Raw genomic sequence first — 19,263 nt, 5'->3', positions numbered from 1 at the left:
AGGAACGCTTCATGTCCTCCCGCCAATACCTGCTGGACCTGCTGGAACGCCTCGATGCCCGCGATCCGGACCACCTGCCGGTGGTACCGCTGGCCGCGTATTTCGAAGGCAACGATTTCGAAGAGTGCATCGCACCGAACCAGTGGGGCTACGGCCGCCCGCCGATTGCCGAGCTGTACGCACGCCTGGCCGCGATAGCCGCAAAACCGGAAGTGGAAGGTGTCTACGTGGGCCTGCACCAGGACTGGGGCAGCGCACTGGAAGACGACAGCGAATGGCCTGCCGCCGAGAACGTGCACCTGCTGACCCGCGCCGACGCCGCAACCGTGGAAGGCTGGCTGCAAGGGCTGGAATGCGACGACGTCGGCGAAGGTTGGCCGTACGGGCAGCACATCGATGCCCCCGTGCCTTCGGAAGGCCACCATGTACTGACTGTGTTCTGGGACTAGTGGATCCACGCCACGCGTGAATGCATTTCGCGCACGGCTGGATCGTGCCAACCAACGGTGGGCACCTACCGGTAGATCCACGCCACGCGTGGATGAACTTCGCGCACGGCCGGATCGTGCCGACCAACGGTGGGCACCTACCGGTAGATCCACGCCACGCGTGGATGCACTTCGCACACGGCCGGAGCGTGCCGACCAACGGTCGGCACCCACCAGGGCGGTAGATCCACGCCACGCGTGGATGCACTTCGCGCACGGCCAGAGCGTGCCGACCAACGGTCGGCACCCACCAGGGCGGTAGAGCCACGCCACGCGTGGATGCATTTCGCGCACGGCCGGAGCGTGCCGACCAACGGTCGGCCCCACCAGGGCGGTAGATCCACGCCACGCGTGGATGCATTTCGCGCACGGCCGGAGCGTGCCGACCAACGGTCGGCACCCACCAGGGCGGTAGATCCACGCCACGCGTGGATGCATTTCGCGCGCGGCCAGAGCGTGCCGACCAACGGTCGGCACCTACCAGTAGATCCACGCCACGCGTGGATGCATTTCGCGCACGGCCGGATCGTGCCGACCAACGGTCGGCACCTACCAGTAGAGCCACGCCACGCGTGGATGCATTTCGCGCACGGCCGGATCGTGCCGACCAACGGTCGGCACCCACCATCAGCATCAGCATCAGCATCAGCAGTAGCAGTAGCAGTAGCAGTAGCAGTAGCAGTAGCTTCCAACAGCTCGCGGAAAACTGTCGAAGGCGGGGTGGGTCCGGTTGCAGGGGCGTGAGCCGCATGGATGCGGCGACCGAGCTTACATGGACGTACTTGCAGCGTCCCCTGCAACCGGACCCACCCCGCCAACCCACGGATAGCCAGCTTTTGACGTTGCCGTTGCCGTCGCCGTTGATTCGGCAGGTGCAGGGCGCAGCCCTGCAACAACCCCTACCTTCCCGGCAACTGCGCGAACGCGCGCTGCATGCAGTCCTCGCGCGGGCACACCCGGCAACCCGGGCCGATCGAGACCGAGTTGCCCGGGCTCTGCACATCCAGCCCCAGCGAATACACCAACCGCTCCGCATGCTGCAGGTCGCACCCCAGCGCCACTGCAAACGTCTTGCGCGGCTGCCCATGGCCCACCGGCCCACTGCTGACCTGCCGCGCCAGCCAGAAGTGGCGTCGTCCATCGGGCATGCGTGCGGTCTGCGTCAGGATGCGCCCCGGCTGGTTGAACGCCTCATAGACGATCCACAGCGGGCACGACCCACCCACCTGCGAGAAATGGAAATCGGTGGCCGAATGGCGCTTGGACACATTGCCCGCACGGTCCACGCGGATGAAGAAGAACGGCAGCCCCGGCGCACTGCGCCGCGCCAGCGTGCTCAGCCGATGACACACTGCTTCGAAGCCCACGCCGAACTGATGCGCCAGCAGTTCGATGTCATAGCTGCTGGACTCGGCCGCACGCAGGAAGCGCATGTACGGCATCACCAGCGCACCGGCGAAGTAATTCGACAGGCCAATGCGCGCCTGCGCGATGCGCGGCTCGTCGTGGAAGCCCGCGCGCGCGATCACCGCATCGATCTGCGGCAGGTAACCGTGCAGGGCCAGCTCGGCGGCCATCTGGAACGCCTGCTGGCCCGGCTCCAGGTAATCGGGCAGCCACAGCCGCCGGGCACCGGCATCGAACTGGCGCTTCTCGCGTCCGGCCTGCAGCGCGGCCACTTCCACCAGCACGCCGTGGCGGTCGGCCAGCAGCTGGCGCAGGCGCGGCGCCACGTGCCCGGGTGACAGTCCCCACTCGGCGAACAGGCGCTCGGCCAGTTCGTCCAGCTCGGGGATGTGGTTGTGCATGCGGTTGAAGAACTCGCGCACCTGGTCGCCGGCGGGCAGGGTGCTGCCGGCCTCGGGCTCGCCCAGCTGGAACTCCAGCGCCGCGGCGTGCTCGCGCAGGGCCAGGTGGCGGCGGTGCAGGTCCAGCAGGGCGCGGCTGACCTGCGGCAGGTTGCCGGCCAGCGCCCGCAGCTCGGTCGCGCTCACCTCCGCCAGGCCGAGGTCGCGCAGGGTCTCGCCCAGCGCCTCCTGCAACGCGGCGGGCTCATCATCGTCGAACAGGGCCGAAACGTCGCCCAACACCTCGCCCAGCTTCTTCTGCACGGCCGGGGTCAGCGGGCGCTTGTTGCGCTCGATCTGGTTCAGGTAACTGGCTGACAGGCCCAGGGCACGGGCCAGGTCCACCTGGCTGTAGCCGCGCTGTTCGCGCAGGCGCAGCAGGCGCAGGCCCAGCTGGCGTTGTGGAGGCTGGAAATTCACAGAATTAACATGAATCGTCTGGCGTGTTGGCCAGATTAAGCGGATTCAGGCCGGAAATCGAGGAGGGTGCTGTGAATAATGCCAAGCATCTTTCGAGCCAGTGGGATTGTCGTCATGACTGTTGCAGCGCCCCGTATCCGCATGCTGATCGATGGCCAGTTCGTCGAATCGGCCACCTCCCACTGGCAGGACGTGATCAATCCGGCCACCCAGGACGTGCTGGCCCAAGTGCCGTTCGCCACCACCAGCGAAGTGGATGCCGCCGTTGCTGCCGCCAAGGAAGCCTTCAAGACCTGGCGCAAGACCCCGATCGGCACCCGTGCGCGCATCTTCCTGAAGTACCAGCAGCTGATCCGCGAGAACATGAGCGAGCTGGCCCACATCCTCACCGCCGAACAGGGCAAGACCCTGCCGGACGCGGAAGGCGATGTGTTCCGTGGCCTGGAAGTGGTCGAGCACGCCGCTGCCATCGGCAACCTGCAGCTGGGCGAGCTGGCCAACAACGTGGCCAACGGCGTGGACACCTACAGCATCATGCAGCCGCTGGGCGTGTGCGCCGGCATCACCCCGTTCAACTTCCCGGCGATGATCCCGCTGTGGATGTTCCCGATGGCGATCGCCACCGGCAACACCTTCATCCTCAAGCCGTCCGAGCAGGACCCGATGGTGACCATGCGCCTGGTTGAATTGGCGCTGGAAGCCGGCATTCCGAAGGGCGTGCTGAACGTCGTCCACGGTGGCGAGGAAGTGGTCAACGCGATCTGCGACCACCCGGACATCAAGGCCGTGTCGTTCGTCGGCTCCACCCGCGTCGGCACCCACGTCTACAACCGCGCCTCGCTGGCCGGCAAGCGCGTGCAGTGCATGATGGGCGCCAAGAACCACGCCGTGGTGCTGCCGGACGCCAACAAGGAACAGACCCTCAACGCGATGGTCGGCGCCGCCTTCGGTGCGGCCGGCCAGCGCTGCATGGCCGCCTCCACCCTGGTGCTGGTCGGTGAAGCGCGCAACTGGGTGCAGGACCTGGTGGCCAAGGCGCAGACCCTCAAGGTCAGCGGCGGCACCGTGTCCGGCACCGACGTCGGCCCGGTCATTTCCTGCAGCGCCCGCGAGCGCGTGGAAGGCCTGATCGCCTCGGGCGTGGAGCAGGGCGCCAAGCTGGTGCTGGACGGCCGCAAGCCGCAGGTCGATGGTTTCGAGAAGGGCAACTTCGTCGGCCCGACCATCTTTGCCGGTGTCACCACCGACATGCGCATCTACCAGGAAGAAATCTTCGGGCCGGTGCTGGTCATCCTCGAAGCGGAAACGCTGGACGAGGCCATCGCCATGGTCAACAGCAACCCGAACGGCAACGGCACCGCGCTGTTCACCCAGTCCGGCGCCGCCGCGCGCAAATTCCAGGAAGACATCGACGTCGGCCAGGTCGGCATCAACGTGCCGATTCCGGTGCCGGTGCCGCTGTTCTCGTTCACCGGTTCGCGCGCGTCCAAGCTGGGCGACCTGGGCCCGTACGGCAAGCAGGTCGTGCTGTTCTACACCCAGACCAAGACCGTCACCGCACGCTGGTTCGATGACGAGACGCTGAGCCACGGCGTCAACACCACCATCAGCCTGAAGTAAGGGCAGGAGCAGCCATGAGCCACTCGATGACGACGGACCAGGAAGAAGCGCAGCAGGCGTACCGCGAAGCCGCGCGTGACTTCGCACAGGCCGAACTGGCGCCGCACGCCGCGCGATGGGATGCGGAGGGCATCTTCCCGCGCGAGGCGATCGCCAAGGCCGGTGAACTGGGCTTCTGTGGTCTGTACATGGACCCGGAAGTCGGCGGCAGCGGCCTCAGCCGCCTGGACGCCGCCGTCGTCATCGAGGAGCTCGCCAACGTCGATCCGTCGACTGCGGCGTACATCAGCATCCACAACATGGCTTCGTGGATGGTGTCCAAGTGGGGCCAGGCCGAGCTGCGCGATGCGTGGGGCACCGACCTGTCCTCGGGCAGCAAGCTGGCCTCGTACTGCCTGACCGAACCGGGCGCTGGCTCGGATGCTGCTTCGCTGAAGACCACCGCCGTGCGCGACGGTGACTTCTATGTGCTGAACGGCTCCAAGGCCTTCATTTCCGGCGCCGGTGCCACCGAGCTGCTGGTGGTGATGGCGCGTACCGGCGGTGCCGGTGCAGGCGGTGTCAGCGCCATCGCGGTGCCGGCCGACCTGCCGGGCATCAGCTATGGCCGCAAGGAAGAGAAGATGGGCTGGAACAGCCAGCCCACCCGTGGCATCACCTTCGAAAACGTCCGCGTGCCGGTCAGCCACCTTCTGGGAGAGGAAGGCGGCGGCTTCAAGCTGGCGATGAAGGGGCTGGACGGCGGCCGCATCAACATCGCCGCCTGCTCGCTGGGTGCCGCGCAGGGCGCGCTGGACGCTGCACGCCGCTACATGGGCGAGCGCCGCCAGTTCGGCAAGGCGCTGGCCGATTTCCAGGCGCTGCAGTTCAAGCTGGCCGACATGGCCATCGAACTGGTGGCCGCGCGGCAGATGGTGCATTCGGCTGCGCGCAAGCTCGACGCCGGCGCCAGCGATGCCAACGTGTGGTGCGCGATGGCCAAGCGCTTCGCCACTGATGCCGGCTTCAAGATCTGCAACGAAGCGCTGCAGATCCACGGCGGCTACGGCTACATCCGCGAATACCCGATCGAGCGCCTGCTGCGCGACAGCCGCGTGCACCAGATCCTGGAAGGCACCAACGAGATCATGCGGGTGATCGTTGCCCGCCACCTGCTCAACACCGAAGAGGAACTGCGATGAAGGATTGGCGTACCCAGGAGCACGTGGGCCTGAAGGTCGAGGCCGATGGCCACACCGCCGTGGTCACCCTGCACAACCCGCCGGCGCACACCTGGACCGTGCACAGCCTGGCCGCGCTGCGCGACCTGGTGGGCGCGCTCAACGCAGACCGCGACATCTACGCGCTGGTGATCACCGGTGACGGCGAGAAGTTCTTCTCCGCCGGCGCCGACCTCAACCAGTTCGCCTCGGGCGACAAGGGCGCCGCACGCGAAGCCGCGCGTCGCTTCGGTGAAGCCTTCGAAGCGCTGTCCGCGTTCCGTGGCGTGTCGATCGCCGCCATCAACGGCTACGCCATGGGCGGTGGCCTGGAATGCGCGCTGGCCTGTGACCTGCGCATCATCGAAGACCATGCCCAGGTCGCGCTGCCGGAGGCCACCGTCGGCCTGCTGCCGTGCGCCGGTGGCACCCAGAACCTGCCGCGCCTGGTGGGCGAGGGCTGGGCCAAGCGCATGATCCTGCTGGGCGAGCGCGTCAACGCGGATACCGCGCTGCGCATTGGCCTGGCCGAAGAGAAAGTCGGCAAGGGCGAAGCCAAGGCACTGGCGCTGGAATGGGCGAAGAAGGCCGGCAAGCAGAGCCCGACCAGCATCGCCGCCTGCAAGACCCTGGTGCAGTCCACCCGCACCGGCACCCACGCCTCGGCGCTGGTGGCCGAGCGCGAAGCCTTCGTCGATCTGTTCGACACCGCCGACCAGGTCGAGGGCGTGACCGCCTTCCTGGAAAAGCGCGCCGCGCAGTGGAAGAACGCATGACCGCCGACACCGTTGCCGACGACGCACCGGTGCTGTTCGAAGAGCGCGTGGCCGGCAACGGCACGCGCATCGGCATCGCCACCCTCAACGCGCCGCGCACGCTCAATGGCTTCTCGCTGCCGATGGCACATCTGCTGCTGAAGCAGTTGAACGCCTGGGCCGACGATGACGGCATCGCGATGGTGGTGCTGCAGGGTGCAGGCGAAAAAGCGTTCTGCGCCGGTGGTGACCTGCACAGCCTGTACAAGGCCATGGTCGCCTTCCGCGGGGCCGGCCACGGCGATATCCGCGAAAACGACTACGCCGCCGAGTTCTTCGACGTCGAGTACCGCGTCGATTACCTCATCCACACCTACGCCAAGCCGATCCTGTGCTGGGGCCACGGCATCGTGATGGGCGGTGGCATCGGCCTGATGTCCGGCGCCAGCCACCGTGTAGTCAGCGAGCGCTCCAAGCTGGCCTTCCCGGAAATCACCGTCGGCCTGTTCCCGGATGTGGGTGGCAGCTGGCTGCTGCCGCGCGTGCCGGGCAAGGGCGGCCTGTTCCTGGCCCTGACCGGCGCGCTGCTGAACCCGGGCGATGCCATCTACGCCGGCCTGGCCGATGTGCACGTGGCCGAAGACCGCCGCAGTGCAGTGTTCGATGCGCTGCTGCAGGTGGCCTGGTCCAGCGACGCCGCGCACAATCACGAACGCCTGGATCATCTGCTGCAATCGCATGCCAGCGACGCCGCCACCGGCCCGCTGCTGGCCAACGCCGCGCAGGTCGACGCGCTGTGCGAAGGCGATGACCTGTCCGCAATCATCGACCGCATCAGCAGTCTGCAGACCGACGATGCCTGGCTGCAGGCCGCACAGAAGACCCTCGCCGCCGGTGCACCCGGTTCGGCGCGGCTGGCCTTCGAACTGCAGCGCCGCAGCGCCGGCCAGGATCTGGCCAGCGTCTACCGCCTGGAATACATCACCGCCCTGCATTGCGCCGCCCGTGGCGATTTCGCCGAAGGCATCCGCGCGCTGCTGATCGACAAGGACCGCAACCCGCAGTGGAACCCGGCCACCCTGGCCGAGGCGACCGCCGCATGGGCGCAGACCTTCTTTGTTTCCCCCTGGGCCGACGCCGCGCATCCGCTGGCCGACCTGGGCACTCCCCTTGCTGAAAGGAGCCTTGCATGAGCCGCATTGCATTCATCGGGTTGGGCAACATGGGTGGCCCGATGGCCGCCAACCTGGTCAAGAACGGCCACACCGTGCGCGTGTTCGACCTGGTGCCGGCTGCCGTCCAGGCCGCCGTCGATGCCGGTGCCAGCGCCGCACCGTCGGCCCGTGACACCCTGGCCGACGCCGAAGTGGTGATCTCGATGCTGCCGGCCAGCCGCCACGTCGAAGGCGTGTACCTGGGCGAGGACGGCATCCTCGCCGCGATCCCGGCCGGTGCGCTGGTCATCGACTGCAGCACGATTGCCCCGGCCAGCGCTCGCAAGGTGTCCGAAGCCGCTGCCGCACGTGGCCTGCAGATGCTCGATGCACCGGTGTCCGGCGGTACCGCCGGCGCACAGGCCGGCACCCTCACCTTCATCGTCGGTGGCGAAGAGGACGCACTGGAACGTGCGCGCCCGGTGCTGCAGGCCATGGGCAAGAACATCTTCCACGTCGGTGCCAGCGGCGCCGGCCAGGTGGCCAAGCTGTGCAACAACATGGCGCTGGGCGTGATCATGGCCGTTACCGGTGAGGCCATCGCCCTGGGCGTGGCGCACGGGCTGGACCCGAAGGTGCTGTCGCAGATGATGGCGGTCAGCACCGGCCGCAGCTGGGCCACCGAAGTGTGCAACCCGTGGCCGGGCGTGCTGGAAAACGCCCCGGCCTCGCGTGGCTACAGCGGCGGCTTCGGCAGCGATCTGATGCTCAAGGACATGGGCCTGGCGGTGGAAGCGGCGATGAGCGTCGGCGCCTCGATCCCGCTGGGCGAAGTGGCCCGCAACCTGTACTCGATGAACCACCAGGCCGGCCGCGGCAAGCTGGATTTCTCCAGCGTCGTGCAGCTCATCACGAGCGAGAAATAAGGCTTGAACGTGTAGAGCCGAGCCCATGCTCGGCTGCATGGATCAGCCGAGCATGGGCTCGGCTCTACACAAGTGAATGCGTCCCCGGCCACGTGCCGGGGCCCACCCGAGGTGGGATGGGCGGATGCCCGGTTTCGACCGGCATCCGCCCATTTTTTTGCTCTTGCCGTGGTAGTGCCGGCCGCTGGCCGGCACCACCGGATCAGGCAACGATCAGCGTCACGTCGATGTTGCCGCGGGTGGCGTTGGAATACGGGCAGACGATGTGCGCCTTCTGCACCAGCTCTTCCAGCTGTTCGCGCGGCACGCCCGGGGCGTTGATGGTCAGCTCGGCTTCGATGCCGAAACCGGTCGGGATCTGGCCGATGCCCACCTTGCCGGTGACGGTGGTGTCGGCCGGCAGCGCGACCTTGGCCTGGCCGGCCACGAACTTCAGCGCGCCCAGGAAGCAGGCCGAGTAGCCCGCCGCGAACAGCTGTTCCGGGTTGGTGCCCGGGCCGCCGGCGCCGCCCAGCTCGCGCGGGGTCGACAGCTGGATGTCCAGCACGTTGTCGGAGGAGACCGAACGGCCTTCACGGCCGCCGGTGGAGGTGGCCTGGGCGGTGTACAGAACCTTTTCGATGGACATGGGATGCTCCTGGTCAGTGGGTGGGTGTTTCGATGGGTCTACTTTGCCCGGTCCTGCAGGACGATGGGTGATAGTTCGTCCTGAATATTTGACGCATCGTCCTGCCGTCCTAGATGGTCCACTCGCGGTCGGTGGTGAATATGATGGTCAGCCAGCGGTCCGGGGACGCTTCGCCCAGTGCATCGCCGATCTCATCGCGCAGCTGGTCCCACTCCACCAGGGGCCGCGGCGGGTCGTCCTCGCGCACCACGAAGAACAGCTCGATCTGTTCGCCACGGCCGACCTGGGCCACGTAGCTGCGGTGTTCGACGAAGCCATGGCGGGCCACGATGTCGCGCGCCACGGCGTCCACGTGCGCCTGCAGGTCCGGCGGGGTCACCAGCAGGATGCCGGCGAGCGCCCGCCGCACCGTGCCGAGCGGCGCCACCATCACGAACAGGCAGACCACCGCCAGGATGGCCGGATCGATGTAGGGCCCGACCCAGGCCAGCGACGTGCCCTGCACCAGCACGCCGCCCACGAACGCGGCCACGTAGCAGGCCGACATGCTCGCGGCGATCATCCAGTTCTTCGCATCCAGGGCGATGAAGTCCGAACCGATGCGACGGTTGGCGCGCCACACGAAGGCGCCGAACGCGCTTTCCGCCAGCAGGGACACCACGCCGAACACAATCGCCGGCCCCAGCGCGATATGGCGCCCGCCGGACATCAGCGCATCCACCGCATTGACCAGCGCGTACAGCGCCGCGCCGATCATCAGCAGGCCGCTTACCCCCAGCACGATCGGCTCCAGGTGCCAGAAGCCCATGGTGAAACGCTGGTTGAGCCGCGACTGCAGCGCATCGGTCTGCGTGGACAGCGCGATCAGGCGCGCCACCAGCAGCGACAGCCAGGTCATCACCACGTCGATCAGGCCGTAGATGCCGTCGAAGATGATCAGCGAGGAATTGGCCAGCAGGCCGAACACCACCCCGGCCAGCGCGACCGCCAGCGAGAAGGCAATGGACAGGCGCAGCACGCCCTGTTCGGTGGCGGGGTCGAAGAAACGGGGCGAGGGCAGAGCCATGGCCCGATTGTAGGGCGCTGCCATGTCACGCTGCGTTCAATGCCTGCCCGCGCTACCGCCGCCGGGCGGCTTCCCGTAGACTGCGCGCCTCCCACGTACCGACACCCGCCTGCAGTGATCACGCCACCCTGACCCTTGCCGCACCTCGGCAGCCGGCCCGCCCGGCTCAGGAACCCGTGTCTTTCCACTGCAGCGCCACGTGGCCCTTTGCCCGTGCGCGCGGAGTTTTCCCATGCAAACGTCCTACCCCCTGCGCCAGCAATGGCTCGGCAACATCCGTGGTGATCTGCTGTCCGGCATGGTCGTCGCCCTGGCCCTGATTCCCGAGGCCATCGCTTTCTCGCTCATCGCTGGCGTCGACCCCAAGGTGGGCCTGTATGCCGCTTTCTCGATCGCGGTGGTCACCGCCATCGCCGGCGGCCGCCCGGGCATGATTTCCGCTGCCACCGGCGCCATGGCGCTGGTGATGGTCGATCTGGTCAAGGACCACGGCCTGCAGTACCTGTTCGCCGCCAGCATCCTGGCCGGCCTGCTGCAGGTGCTGGCTGGCGTGTTCAAGCTCGGCTCGCTGATGCGCTTCGTCTCGCGCTCGGTCATCACCGGTTTCGTCAACGCGCTGGCCATCCTCATCTTCCTGGCGCAGATGCCCGAGCTGATCGGCCGCGGCCCCACCGTCTATGTGCTGTGTGCCGCCGCGCTGGCCATCATCTACCTGCTGCCGCGCATCACCCGCGCCGTGCCGTCGCCGCTGGTCGCCATCGTCGTGCTCACCGCCGTGGTCATCGGCTTCGGCGTGGACGTGCGCAGCGTGGGCGACATGGGCCAGCTGCCCGACAGCCTGCCGCACTTCCTCATTCCCGATGTGCCCCTCACCTGGGAAACCCTGCGCATCCTGCTGCCGGTGTCGGCCACGCTGGCCGTGGTCGGCCTGCTCGAATCGATGATGACCCTGCAGATCGTCGAGGACATCACCGAGACGCCCAGCGAGCGCAACCGCGAATGCGTCGGCCAGGGCGTGGCCAACACGGTCACCGGCTTCCTCGGCGGCATGGCCGGCTGCGCGATGATCGGCCAGTCGGTCATCAACGTGACCTCCGGTGGCCGCGGCCGCCTGTCCTGCCTGGTGGCCGGCACGCTGCTGCTGGTGCTGGTGGTGTACGGCAGCGACCTGGTGCGGCAGATCCCGATGGCCGCGCTGGTGGCGGTGATGATCATGGTCAGCATCGGCACTTTCAGCTGGCGCTCGCTGCGCGACCTGCGCACGCATCCGCGCAGCTCGTCTGCGGTGATGCTGCTGACCGTGGTGGTCACCGTGGCCACCCACGATCTGGCCAAGGGCGTGCTCAGCGGCGTGCTGCTGTCGGCGCTGTTCTTCGCCCGCAAAGTTGGCCGCATGCTGGACGTGCAGCGTGAGGACGCGGCGGATACCCAGGTCTACCGCGTACGCGGGCAGGTGTTCTTTGCCTCGGCTGGCCAGCTCGGGGCGGCCTTCGACTACCAGCACGTCGCGCCGAAGGTGCAGATCGACCTGCGCGACGCCCATCTGTGGGACCTGACCGCCGTGGCCGCGCTGGAGCGCGCGCAGGAAAAGCTGGCCGCGCATGGTGCGCAGGTGACAGTGGTGGGCCTCAATGCCGCCAGCCAGACCCTCATCGAGCAGGTGGGCGGCGCGCGCGGCGGGCACTGAGCCGTCGCGCGTAGAACTGCAATTTTCCTGATGGATTGATGTCCCTGGGCAACCCATGCTGGTAGCGTGCAATCGCGCACACCTCATGGAATGAACAATGGCAGGACGCAGGAACATGTCGCTTCTTCTCGCACCGCTGCTGGCCCTTGGCCTGGCCCCGGTACCGGCCGTCGCGGGCGCCGGGACGCCGACGGCATTCGTCGAGCACGTGTCACATCATCGGGCCGGTACCCGCGAAGCAACGGCGATCATGGGTTGGCTGGACGGTCTTCCAGATGCGGACCGCCGGGTGATGGAGCCGGGAAGGCTGACCGTGCGCCAACGCCGGGTCGGGTACGACGCCCTGGCTCGTGCGGGCGCGGCGACGCCCGTTCCGCTGCCAGGGTCCGGTGCGCCTGGCGAGCGGATCACCATCACCAACGAATTGCCTGGCGGCTTCATCGAGACCTGGACGTTCCAATGGGTGTCGGGAGACGGCGGCGGCGGCTGGAAGCAGACAGACTACGAGATGCACGCGCCGGTGATCGAGCCGGAGCGCCCGCAGGAACTCTGACGGGATGCCAGCCGCTGGCGCGGACGTCGGGCAGCGCCCCGCCGCGCCAGCGCGGGCAGATTCAGCCACGCGGTGTAAACTATTGATCTCACTGGCAATGCCAGTCTCCACGATCAACACCCCGATGACGTCCGCCACCGCCCGTTACGCCGATTCCCTGCGCCTGTCCGTTGCCCCCATGATGGATTGGACCGACCGCCACTGCCGCGTGTTCCACCGCGTGCTGGCGCCGGGTGCGCGGCTGTACACCGAGATGGTGCACGCCAACGCGGTCATCCACGGCGATCGCGAGCGCCTGCTCGGCTTCGACGCCAGCGAACAGCCGCTGGCCCTGCAGCTGGGCGGCAGCGATCCGGCCCTGCTGGCGCAGGCCGCGCGCATCGCCGCCGATTGGGGCTACGACGAGGTCAACCTCAACTGTGGCTGCCCGTCCGACCGCGTGCAGGCCGGGCGCTTCGGTGCCTGCCTGATGCGCGAACCGGCGTTGGTGGCCGAGTGCGTGGCGGCCATGGTCGCTGCGGTGGACATCCCGGTGACGGTGAAGTGCCGCCTGGGCGTGGATGAGGACAACGATTACGAGGTGTTCGCCGGCTTCGTCGACCGCCAGGTCGCCGCCGGTGCCGCCATGGTCGTGGTGCATGCGCGCAATGCCTGGCTGAAGGGCCTGTCGCCGAAGGAGAACCGCGAGGTTCCGCCGCTGAAGTACGACTGGGCCTACCGCCTCAAGCAGGCGCGCCCGGCGCTGCCGGTGGTCATCAACGGCGGTCTGGCCACGGTGGAAGCGGTGCAGGCCCAGGCCGCGCACGTCGATGGCGTGATGCTGGGCCGCGCGGCCTACCACGATCCCTACCTGCTGCATGAGCTGGAGGCGCTGCAGACCGGCGCCGCGCTGCGCCCGCGTGGCGAACTGCTGCGGGCGCTGCGCCCCTACATCGAGGCCTGCCTGGGCGAGGGCCTGGCCCTGAAGCACATCACCCGCCATCTGCTGGGCCTGTTCCACGGCCAGCCGGGTGGCCGCGCCTTCCGCCAGGTGCTGAGCGAGGGCGCACACCGCCCCGGCGCCGACTGGGCGCTGATCGAGCAGGCGCTGGCGGTCACCGAGCGCGCATCGGACCGTGCTGCAGCGTGACCGCAGTCACACTCCCGACTTGACAAGGCCCGTAGATTCGTCCCGAATGTTCACTTAGATGAACAACGCCGGAGAGCACCCGGAAAAGTTCAGATCGGATTCACCGCGCCAAACCAATCATTTGCAAAGGAAATGTAAAGGCCGGGTTCCGTATCCGGCGCTCCGGATTTACGACTTTTGAACGAATCGCCGTGCTCGGCTAGGATCGCATCGATGTCTTCCGCTCCCTTCCACCGCCGCATTGCCCTGGCCACCTGCGTGGTCCTGGCGGCTGCCCCCCTTTCTGCAGCGATGGCCCAGCAGCCACCGCGCGGTGGTGGTGGTGGCGGTGAGCCGCGTGCCGCCATGCGCGCGGACATGCGTACGGACATGATGGATCGTGGTGGCCGTGGCGATGATCGTTCGTTGTCCGATGCCGTGCGCCGGGTGCAGCGCTCCACCGGTGGCCACATCCTCGGCGCCGAGCGCGTGCCGTTCGATGGCCGGGACATCAACCGGGTCAAATACATGGATGACCGGGGCCGCGTCCGCTACATGGACGATCCCGCCCCGGCACGTTCACAGCCGCGCACGCCGCGGTCGGATATGTCATCACTACGCGGCGATAACCCCTGAACAGGGATAGTTGCCGTAATACACCGTACCCACTGGCCTCCGGGCCACACCCAGGACACTAGGGAGAGTTCATGCGTATCCTTCTGGTCGAAGACGAAGCCCCGCTGCGTGAGACCCTGGCAGCCCGGCTCAAGCGCGAAGGTTTTGCCGTCGATGCTGCACAGGACGGCGAGGAAGGCCTTTATATGGGCCGCGAAGTGCCGTTCGACGTCGGCATCATCGACCTGGGCCTGCCCAAGATGTCGGGCATGGAGCTGATCAAGGCCCTGCGCGATGAGGGCAAGAAGTTCCCGGTGCTGATCCTGACCGCGCGTTCGAGCTGGCAGGACAAGGTCGAAGGCCTCAAGCAGGGCGCCGACGATTACCTGGTCAAGCCGTTCCATGTGGAAGAACTGCTGGCCCGCGTCAACGCGCTGCTGCGCCGCGCCGCTGGCTGGAGCAAGCCGACCCTGGAATGCGGTCCGGTTGCCCTGGATCTGGCAGCACAGACGGTCAGCGTCACCGGCAGCAATGTCGACCTGACCAGCTACGAGTACAAGGTGCTGGAATACCTGATGATGCATGCCGGTGAACTGGTCTCCAAGGCCGACCTCACCGAGCACATCTACCAGCAGGATTTCGACCGCGACTCGAACGTGCTGGAAGTGTTCATCGGCCGCCTGCGCAAGAAGCTGGACCCGGACGGCGAACTGAAGCCGATCGAGACCGTGCGTGGCCGCGGCTACCGTTTCGCGATCCCGCGCAACGAGGGCTGAGCCTTTCACAAGGCGATAAACGATGTCCGGCCGTCTGTGGTTCTTCCGACGCTGGCGGCCGCGCTCACTGCAGGCGCGCCAGCTGTTCGCCGCGTCCGTGGGCTTGGTCGCGTTCCTGGCCCTGGCCGGTTACGCGCTGGATGCCGCCTTCGCCGACACGGCGAAGGCGAACCTGCGTGAGCGCCTGAAGAACTACGCCACGGCCTACGCGGCCGGCATCGATTTCACCCGCGACCGCTCGCTGTACATCCGCGAGCAGCCGCCGGATCCGCGCTTCGACGTGCCCGGCAGTGGCCTGTACCTGCAGGTGGTGATGCCGGACGGCAAGGGCAATTCGATGTCCGCCGAAGGCCCGATGCTGCCCACCGTGGGCGGCGGCCTGCTGGCCCCGCGCCAGGAAGTGTTCGAAGGCCCGCTGCCGATGATCCAGATCGATGGCAGCCAGGGCTCGGTGTACCGCTACGGCCTGGGCCTGGTGTGGGATGCCGACGCCGACCCCGCCACCGAATTCCCGTACACCATCTACGTGATGGAAGACTCGCGCGCGCTGGGCGCGCAGCTGCGCGTGTTCCGCAGCCGGGTCTGGTTCTACCTGGGCGGCATCGGCCTGATCCTGCTGCTGCTGCAGACCGTAATCCTGCAGTGGAGCCTGCGCCCGTTGCGCCGGGTCATCACCGAGCTGACCAAGGTGCAGCGCGGCGAGACCGAGCGCATGAGCGAGCGCCACCCGCGCGAGCTGGAACCGCTGACCGACAGCATCAATGCCTTCATCGAGAGCGAGCGCGAGAACCTCGAGCGCCAGCGCAACACCCTGGCCGACCTGGCGCACAGCCTGAAGACGCCCATCGCCGTGCTGCGCACGCAGATGGACAGCGGTGCCGGCGATGGCGCCCTGCGCGAGGAACTGGACGTGCAGCTGCAGCGCATGAACAACCTGGTGTCCTACCAGCTGGCGCGTGCCGCCTCGTCGGGCCACAAGCTGTTCTCCGCGCCGCTGCCGGTGGAATCCAACGCCGAGGAAATCGTGCGTGGCCTGGAGAAGGTCTACGCGTCGAAGGGCGTGCTGTGCGAATTCGACATCGACCCGGCCGCGCGTTTCCACGGCGAACCGGGCGACCTGCAGGAACTGCTGGGCAACCTGCTGGAAAACGCCTTCAAGTGGGCCAAGCGCCGCGTGCTGCTGACCGCACAGCCGCTGCCGGCACCCAACGCGCGCCGCGCCGGCCTGCTGCTGGCGGTGGACGACGATGGCCCGGGCATCGCCCCGGAAGACATCGGCAAGGTGCTGCAGCGTGGCGTGCGCGGCGATGAGCGCGTGCAGGGCCACGGCATCGGCCTGTCGATCGTGCAGGACCTGATCAAGGATTACCGCGGCGAGCTGCTGGTGGCCCGTTCCAGCGAGCTGGGCGGCGCCCGCTTCGAAGTGCGCCTGCCGCCAGGCCCGTAAACCCCGGCACTTCGATCCGCCGGGCATGGCCCGGCGCTACCGGTCGACGTGCCCGCAGGTAGCGCCGGGCCATGCCCGGCGAACGGATGAATCAATCGGCCATTGCCGGCGGCTCGCCATAGAACCGCCGCAGGTGCGCGGCCACCTCCGGCAGCGCCTGCGCCAGCAGATCCGGCGCGGAGAAGTGGTACTCGCTGGCCACTGCGAAGAACTCCTCCGGCGCCTCGGCCGCATACGGGTCGATCAGCGTCTCCACGCCAGCATCCACCTGTGCGCAGAACGCGTCGTAGGACTGCTGGAACGCCGCCGCCCACTCGCGCTGCCACGCACGCGGCAACGGCGGGGTGCCATCCATCGCGCCATCCAGCGCATCCAGCTTGTGCACCATTTCATGCACGGCCACGCAGTAGCCCTCGTGCGGCGCGGCCAGGTCGGCCTGCACGTCGGCCCACGACAGGATCAACGGACCGCTGTCCCACGATTCGCCAATCAGCTCGTCATCCCATTCGTGCAGCACGCCGGCCGCATCCATGTGGCTGCGGTGCACGCGGAAGGCGTCGGGGTAGACGATCAGCTGCGACCAGCCCTCCAGCCCGACCTCGCCGAACTCCAGCAGCGGCAGGCAGCACAGCGCGGCCAGCAGCACGCCATCGGCCACCTGCAGCTGCAGCTCGCCAATCGGGGTGATGGTCTTCTCATGCAGGAAGCGGGTGGCCAGCACGCGCAGGCGCGCGCGGCGCGCATCGCCCAGGCCCCGCAGCCAGGCGGCGCGGCCGCAGGCTTCATTCCACACCGCATCTTCGATCGGCCGCGGCGCAGGCCGCAGCCACTGCAGCAACGACTTGATCAGCGGAACATACCCGGCAGGTAGCTGTGCCACTTCGGCGCGCGGATGCGCTGCAGCACATCGTCATCGCTGCCACCGCCGCCACTGCTGGTGGCGCTGCTGGCCGCCGGCCGTACCGGCGCCGGCTTGGCTGCGGTGGCCGAAGCGGTGGACGTGGCAGCACGCTGCGAAGCGGCGTCCGGGGTGGAGTACACGCAGCCCCCACGGCTGTCGTCCAGCGATGCCGTCGCCGACGCCGCAAAGGGCATCGTCAGCAGGATCAGGCAATGGGCATAACGGCGCATTGACGACATCCACGTTAAGGGAGGGTGAGTTCCCGATTCTAGCCCGAACCCGGCCCCGGATTGGAAGCCCCGCCCCCGGCACCCTGCGGGCGTCGCTGGCGGCTTTCCCGCATAATTCCGTTCTGACCTTGTGGAAGCTGCCGTGGACGATCGCCAATTGCTGGCCAAACTCGCTGCCGGTCGCCTGTCCGGCGACGCCCTGGCCCGTGAGCTGGGCCAGACCCGGGCGGCCATTTGGAAGCGCATTCAAGGACTTAGGGCTGCTGGTGTGGGCATCGAAGGCCGCGCAGGCGAGGGCTATGGCCTGAGCCAGCCGCTGGAGCTGCTGGACCCGGCGGCCATCCGCGCGCACCTGCCCGACGACGCCGTGGCCCTGTTGCATGAGCTGCAGGTGGCCTGGACGGTGGATTCCACCAATGCCGAATTGCTGCGTTGCAGCGCGCCACAGCGCGGCGTTTGCGTCCTGCTGGCCGAGCGCCAGACCGGCGGCCGTGGCCGTCGCGGCCGCAGCTGGGCCTCGCCGCTGGCTGCCCACGTCTACCTCTCGGTGCTGCGGCTGTTCTCCGGCGGCCTGGGCCGCCTGGCTGGGCTCAGCCTGGTGGCCGGCATCGCCGTGGCCGAGGCCCTGCACGACCTCGGCTACACCCAGGCGCAGCTGAAGTGGCCCAACGACGTGCTGGTGGACGGCCGCAAGCTGGTCGGCCTGCTGGCCGAGGGCGGCGGCGAGTACGCCGGCCCGGCGCGTGCGGTCATCGGTATCGGCATCAACGTGCACATGCCGCCGGCCTTCGCCGAACAGATCACCCAGCCGTGGGTGGACCTGGACACCCTGGCCGGTACCCACGTGGACCGCAACGTGGTGGTGGCCGCCGTGCTGGCGCGCCTGCTGCCGGCGCTGGACGTCTTCGACCGCGAGGGCCTGGCCCCGTTCCTGCCGCGCTATGCCGCCTTCGACATGCTGGCCGGTCGCGAGGTGCGCGTGGAACTGGAAGGCCAATGGCAGCACGGCACCGCCCTGGGCCTGGCCGATGACGGCGCCCTGCGCGTGCGCATCGATGGCCACGAGCGCCTGCTGCACGCCGGCGAAGTGAGCGTGAGGAAGGCATGAGCGATTGGTTGTTCGACCTTGGCAATTCGCGCTTCAAGTTCGCGCCATTGCAGGGTGACCGCGCCGGTGACGTGCAGGCCTGGGCGCATGGCGCCGAAGGCATGGCCGCACAGCCGCCGCACAGCCTGCCCACGGGCGGCACCGCCTTTGTTGCCAGCGTGGCCGCACCGTCGCTGACCACCGCCATGCTGCAGCAGCTGCAGGCCCGCTTCGGCGATGTGCGCGTGGTGCGCACCAGTGCCGAATGCGCGGGCGTGCGCATTGCCTACGCCAAGCCGGAAAAATTCGGCGTTGATCGTTTCCTGGCCCTGCTGGCCGCCGCTACCGCGCGGCGCCCGGTGCTGGTGGTGGGCGTGGGTACCGCGCTGACCATCGACCTGCTGGACGCCGACGGCCAGCACCACGGTGGCCGCATTTCCGCTTCGCCCACCACCATGCGCGAAGCGCTGCACGCGCGTGCGGTGCAGCTGCCGGCCAGTGGGGGCGACTACAGCGAATTCGCCAACGACACCGCCGATGCGCTGGCCTCCGGCTGCGATGGTGCAGCCGTGGCGCTGGTGGAACGCAGTGCCCGCCACGCGCAGGCGCTGCTGGGCGTGTCCCCCGCGCTGCTGGTGCATGGCGGCGGCGCACCCGCGCTGATGCCGCTGCTGGACGGCGCCGACTACCACCCGTCGCTGGTGCTGGACGGCCTCGCCCGCTGGGCGGTGCACCAGCCCGCAGGCTAGTATCGGC

At 68.1% G+C, this 19,263-nt stretch carries 19 protein-coding genes; 14 read left to right on the top strand and 5 right to left on the bottom strand.

Translation table 11 applies throughout. The features are described from left to right. Positions 1–11 precede the first annotated feature (11 nt). The gene (locus tag AC3WL7_RS06495) at positions 12–449 is read left to right on the top strand and encodes a hypothetical protein (RefSeq protein WP_492749708.1); all 438 of its coding nucleotides are present in this window, start codon (positions 12–14) and stop codon (positions 447–449) included. Between the two features lie 938 nt (positions 450–1,387). Here the strand turns inward: AC3WL7_RS06495 and AC3WL7_RS06490 are convergent. Next, positions 1,388–2,755 (bottom strand): helix-turn-helix domain-containing protein, encoded by a 1,368-nt coding sequence (locus AC3WL7_RS06490; protein WP_492749707.1) that lies wholly within the window; start codon positions 2,753–2,755, stop codon positions 1,388–1,390. Positions 2,756–2,869: 114 nt separating this feature from the next. Here AC3WL7_RS06490 and AC3WL7_RS06485 point away from each other — a divergent pair, with 114 nt between their 5' ends. Genes AC3WL7_RS06485 through mmsB form a run of 5 tightly spaced genes read left to right on the top strand, consistent with a single transcriptional unit; the run spans position 2,870 to position 8,409 of the window. Next, the gene (locus AC3WL7_RS06485; protein WP_492749706.1) at positions 2,870–4,375 is read left to right on the top strand and encodes a CoA-acylating methylmalonate-semialdehyde dehydrogenase; all 1,506 of its coding nucleotides are present in this window, start codon (positions 2,870–2,872) and stop codon (positions 4,373–4,375) included. Positions 4,376–4,389: 14 nt separating this feature from the next. Continuing rightward, entirely contained in the window at positions 4,390–5,556 is a 1,167-nt protein-coding gene (locus tag AC3WL7_RS06480) for an acyl-CoA dehydrogenase family protein (RefSeq protein WP_079224873.1), read from the top strand. Then, positions 5,553–6,350, top strand: coding sequence for an enoyl-CoA hydratase (locus AC3WL7_RS06475; protein ID WP_492749705.1), 798 nt, complete (start codon positions 5,553–5,555; stop codon positions 6,348–6,350). The genes AC3WL7_RS06480 and AC3WL7_RS06475 overlap by 4 nt, the downstream gene beginning before the upstream one ends. Continuing rightward, on the top strand, positions 6,347–7,522 hold the full coding sequence (locus AC3WL7_RS06470; RefSeq protein WP_492749703.1) for an enoyl-CoA hydratase/isomerase family protein: 1,176 nt from the start codon (positions 6,347–6,349) through the stop codon (positions 7,520–7,522). The genes AC3WL7_RS06475 and AC3WL7_RS06470 overlap by 4 nt, the downstream gene beginning before the upstream one ends. Further along, positions 7,519–8,409 carry a 3-hydroxyisobutyrate dehydrogenase gene (gene mmsB, locus AC3WL7_RS06465; RefSeq protein WP_079224879.1) on the top strand — a complete coding sequence of 297 codons (891 nt, stop codon included), beginning with the start codon at positions 7,519–7,521 and terminating at the stop codon, positions 8,407–8,409. Before AC3WL7_RS06470 ends, mmsB begins: the two co-directional genes overlap by 4 nt. A 202-nt stretch (positions 8,410–8,611) precedes the next feature. Here the strand turns inward: mmsB and AC3WL7_RS06460 are convergent, their stop codons facing one another. Then, the gene (locus AC3WL7_RS06460) at positions 8,612–9,037 is read right to left on the bottom strand and encodes an organic hydroperoxide resistance protein (RefSeq protein ID WP_079224881.1); all 426 of its coding nucleotides are present in this window, start codon (positions 9,035–9,037) and stop codon (positions 8,612–8,614) included. Between the two features lie 109 nt (positions 9,038–9,146). Beyond that, positions 9,147–10,127: a cation diffusion facilitator family transporter gene (locus AC3WL7_RS06455; RefSeq protein WP_492749702.1), complete on the bottom strand. Its 981-nt coding sequence runs from the start codon at positions 10,125–10,127 to the stop codon at positions 9,147–9,149. A 208-nt stretch (positions 10,128–10,335) separates the two neighbouring features. Between AC3WL7_RS06455 and AC3WL7_RS06450 the strand changes: the two genes are divergently transcribed. From AC3WL7_RS06450 to AC3WL7_RS06425, 6 genes are all read left to right on the top strand, one after another. Beyond that, positions 10,336–11,790, top strand: a complete 1,455-nt coding sequence (locus tag AC3WL7_RS06450) for a SulP family inorganic anion transporter (RefSeq protein WP_492749701.1) — start codon at positions 10,336–10,338, stop codon at positions 11,788–11,790. A gap of 115 nt (positions 11,791–11,905) precedes the next feature. Further along, on the top strand, positions 11,906–12,343 hold the full coding sequence (locus tag AC3WL7_RS06445) for a hypothetical protein (protein WP_492749700.1): 438 nt from the start codon (positions 11,906–11,908) through the stop codon (positions 12,341–12,343). 97 nt (positions 12,344–12,440) lie between these two features. After that, positions 12,441–13,472 (top strand): tRNA dihydrouridine(20/20a) synthase DusA, encoded by a 1,032-nt coding sequence (dusA, locus tag AC3WL7_RS06440; protein WP_492749698.1) that lies wholly within the window; start codon positions 12,441–12,443, stop codon positions 13,470–13,472. Positions 13,473–13,685: 213 nt separating this feature from the next. Next, positions 13,686–14,087, top strand: a complete 402-nt coding sequence (locus AC3WL7_RS06435; protein WP_079224890.1) for a hypothetical protein — start codon at positions 13,686–13,688, stop codon at positions 14,085–14,087. Positions 14,088–14,158: 71 nt separating this feature from the next. After that, complete coding sequence (locus AC3WL7_RS06430; protein WP_079224892.1) at positions 14,159–14,842, top strand: response regulator transcription factor; 684 nt, start codon at positions 14,159–14,161, stop codon at positions 14,840–14,842. A 22-nt stretch (positions 14,843–14,864) separates the two neighbouring features. Further along, a complete protein-coding gene (locus AC3WL7_RS06425; RefSeq protein ID WP_079224893.1) occupies positions 14,865–16,289 on the top strand; it encodes an ATP-binding protein in 1,425 nt (474 codons plus the stop codon). A 91-nt stretch (positions 16,290–16,380) separates the two neighbouring features. On the opposite strand, the gene AC3WL7_RS06420 is transcribed toward AC3WL7_RS06425, so the two are convergent. Next, positions 16,381–17,169 (bottom strand): zinc-dependent peptidase, encoded by a 789-nt coding sequence (locus AC3WL7_RS06420; RefSeq protein ID WP_200733089.1) that lies wholly within the window; start codon positions 17,167–17,169, stop codon positions 16,381–16,383. Further along, entirely contained in the window at positions 17,136–17,420 is a 285-nt protein-coding gene (locus tag AC3WL7_RS06415; protein ID WP_079224897.1) for a hypothetical protein, read from the bottom strand. The genes AC3WL7_RS06420 and AC3WL7_RS06415 overlap by 34 nt, the downstream gene beginning before the upstream one ends. A gap of 142 nt (positions 17,421–17,562) precedes the next feature. On the opposite strand from AC3WL7_RS06415, the gene birA reads away from it, so the two are divergent. Both birA and AC3WL7_RS06405 read left to right on the top strand, forming a co-directional pair. Continuing rightward, positions 17,563–18,528, top strand: coding sequence for a bifunctional biotin--[acetyl-CoA-carboxylase] ligase/biotin operon repressor BirA (gene birA, locus AC3WL7_RS06410; protein WP_295522011.1), 966 nt, complete (start codon positions 17,563–17,565; stop codon positions 18,526–18,528). Beyond that, the gene (locus AC3WL7_RS06405) at positions 18,525–19,256 is read left to right on the top strand and encodes a type III pantothenate kinase (protein WP_492749697.1); all 732 of its coding nucleotides are present in this window, start codon (positions 18,525–18,527) and stop codon (positions 19,254–19,256) included. The genes birA and AC3WL7_RS06405 overlap by 4 nt, the downstream gene beginning before the upstream one ends. The last annotated feature ends 7 nt before the right edge of the window (positions 19,257–19,263 follow it).

This window comes from Stenotrophomonas sp. FW305-3-2-15-E-LB1, assembly GCF_058787375.1.
This window is presented reverse-complemented; position numbering and strand designations above follow the sequence as displayed.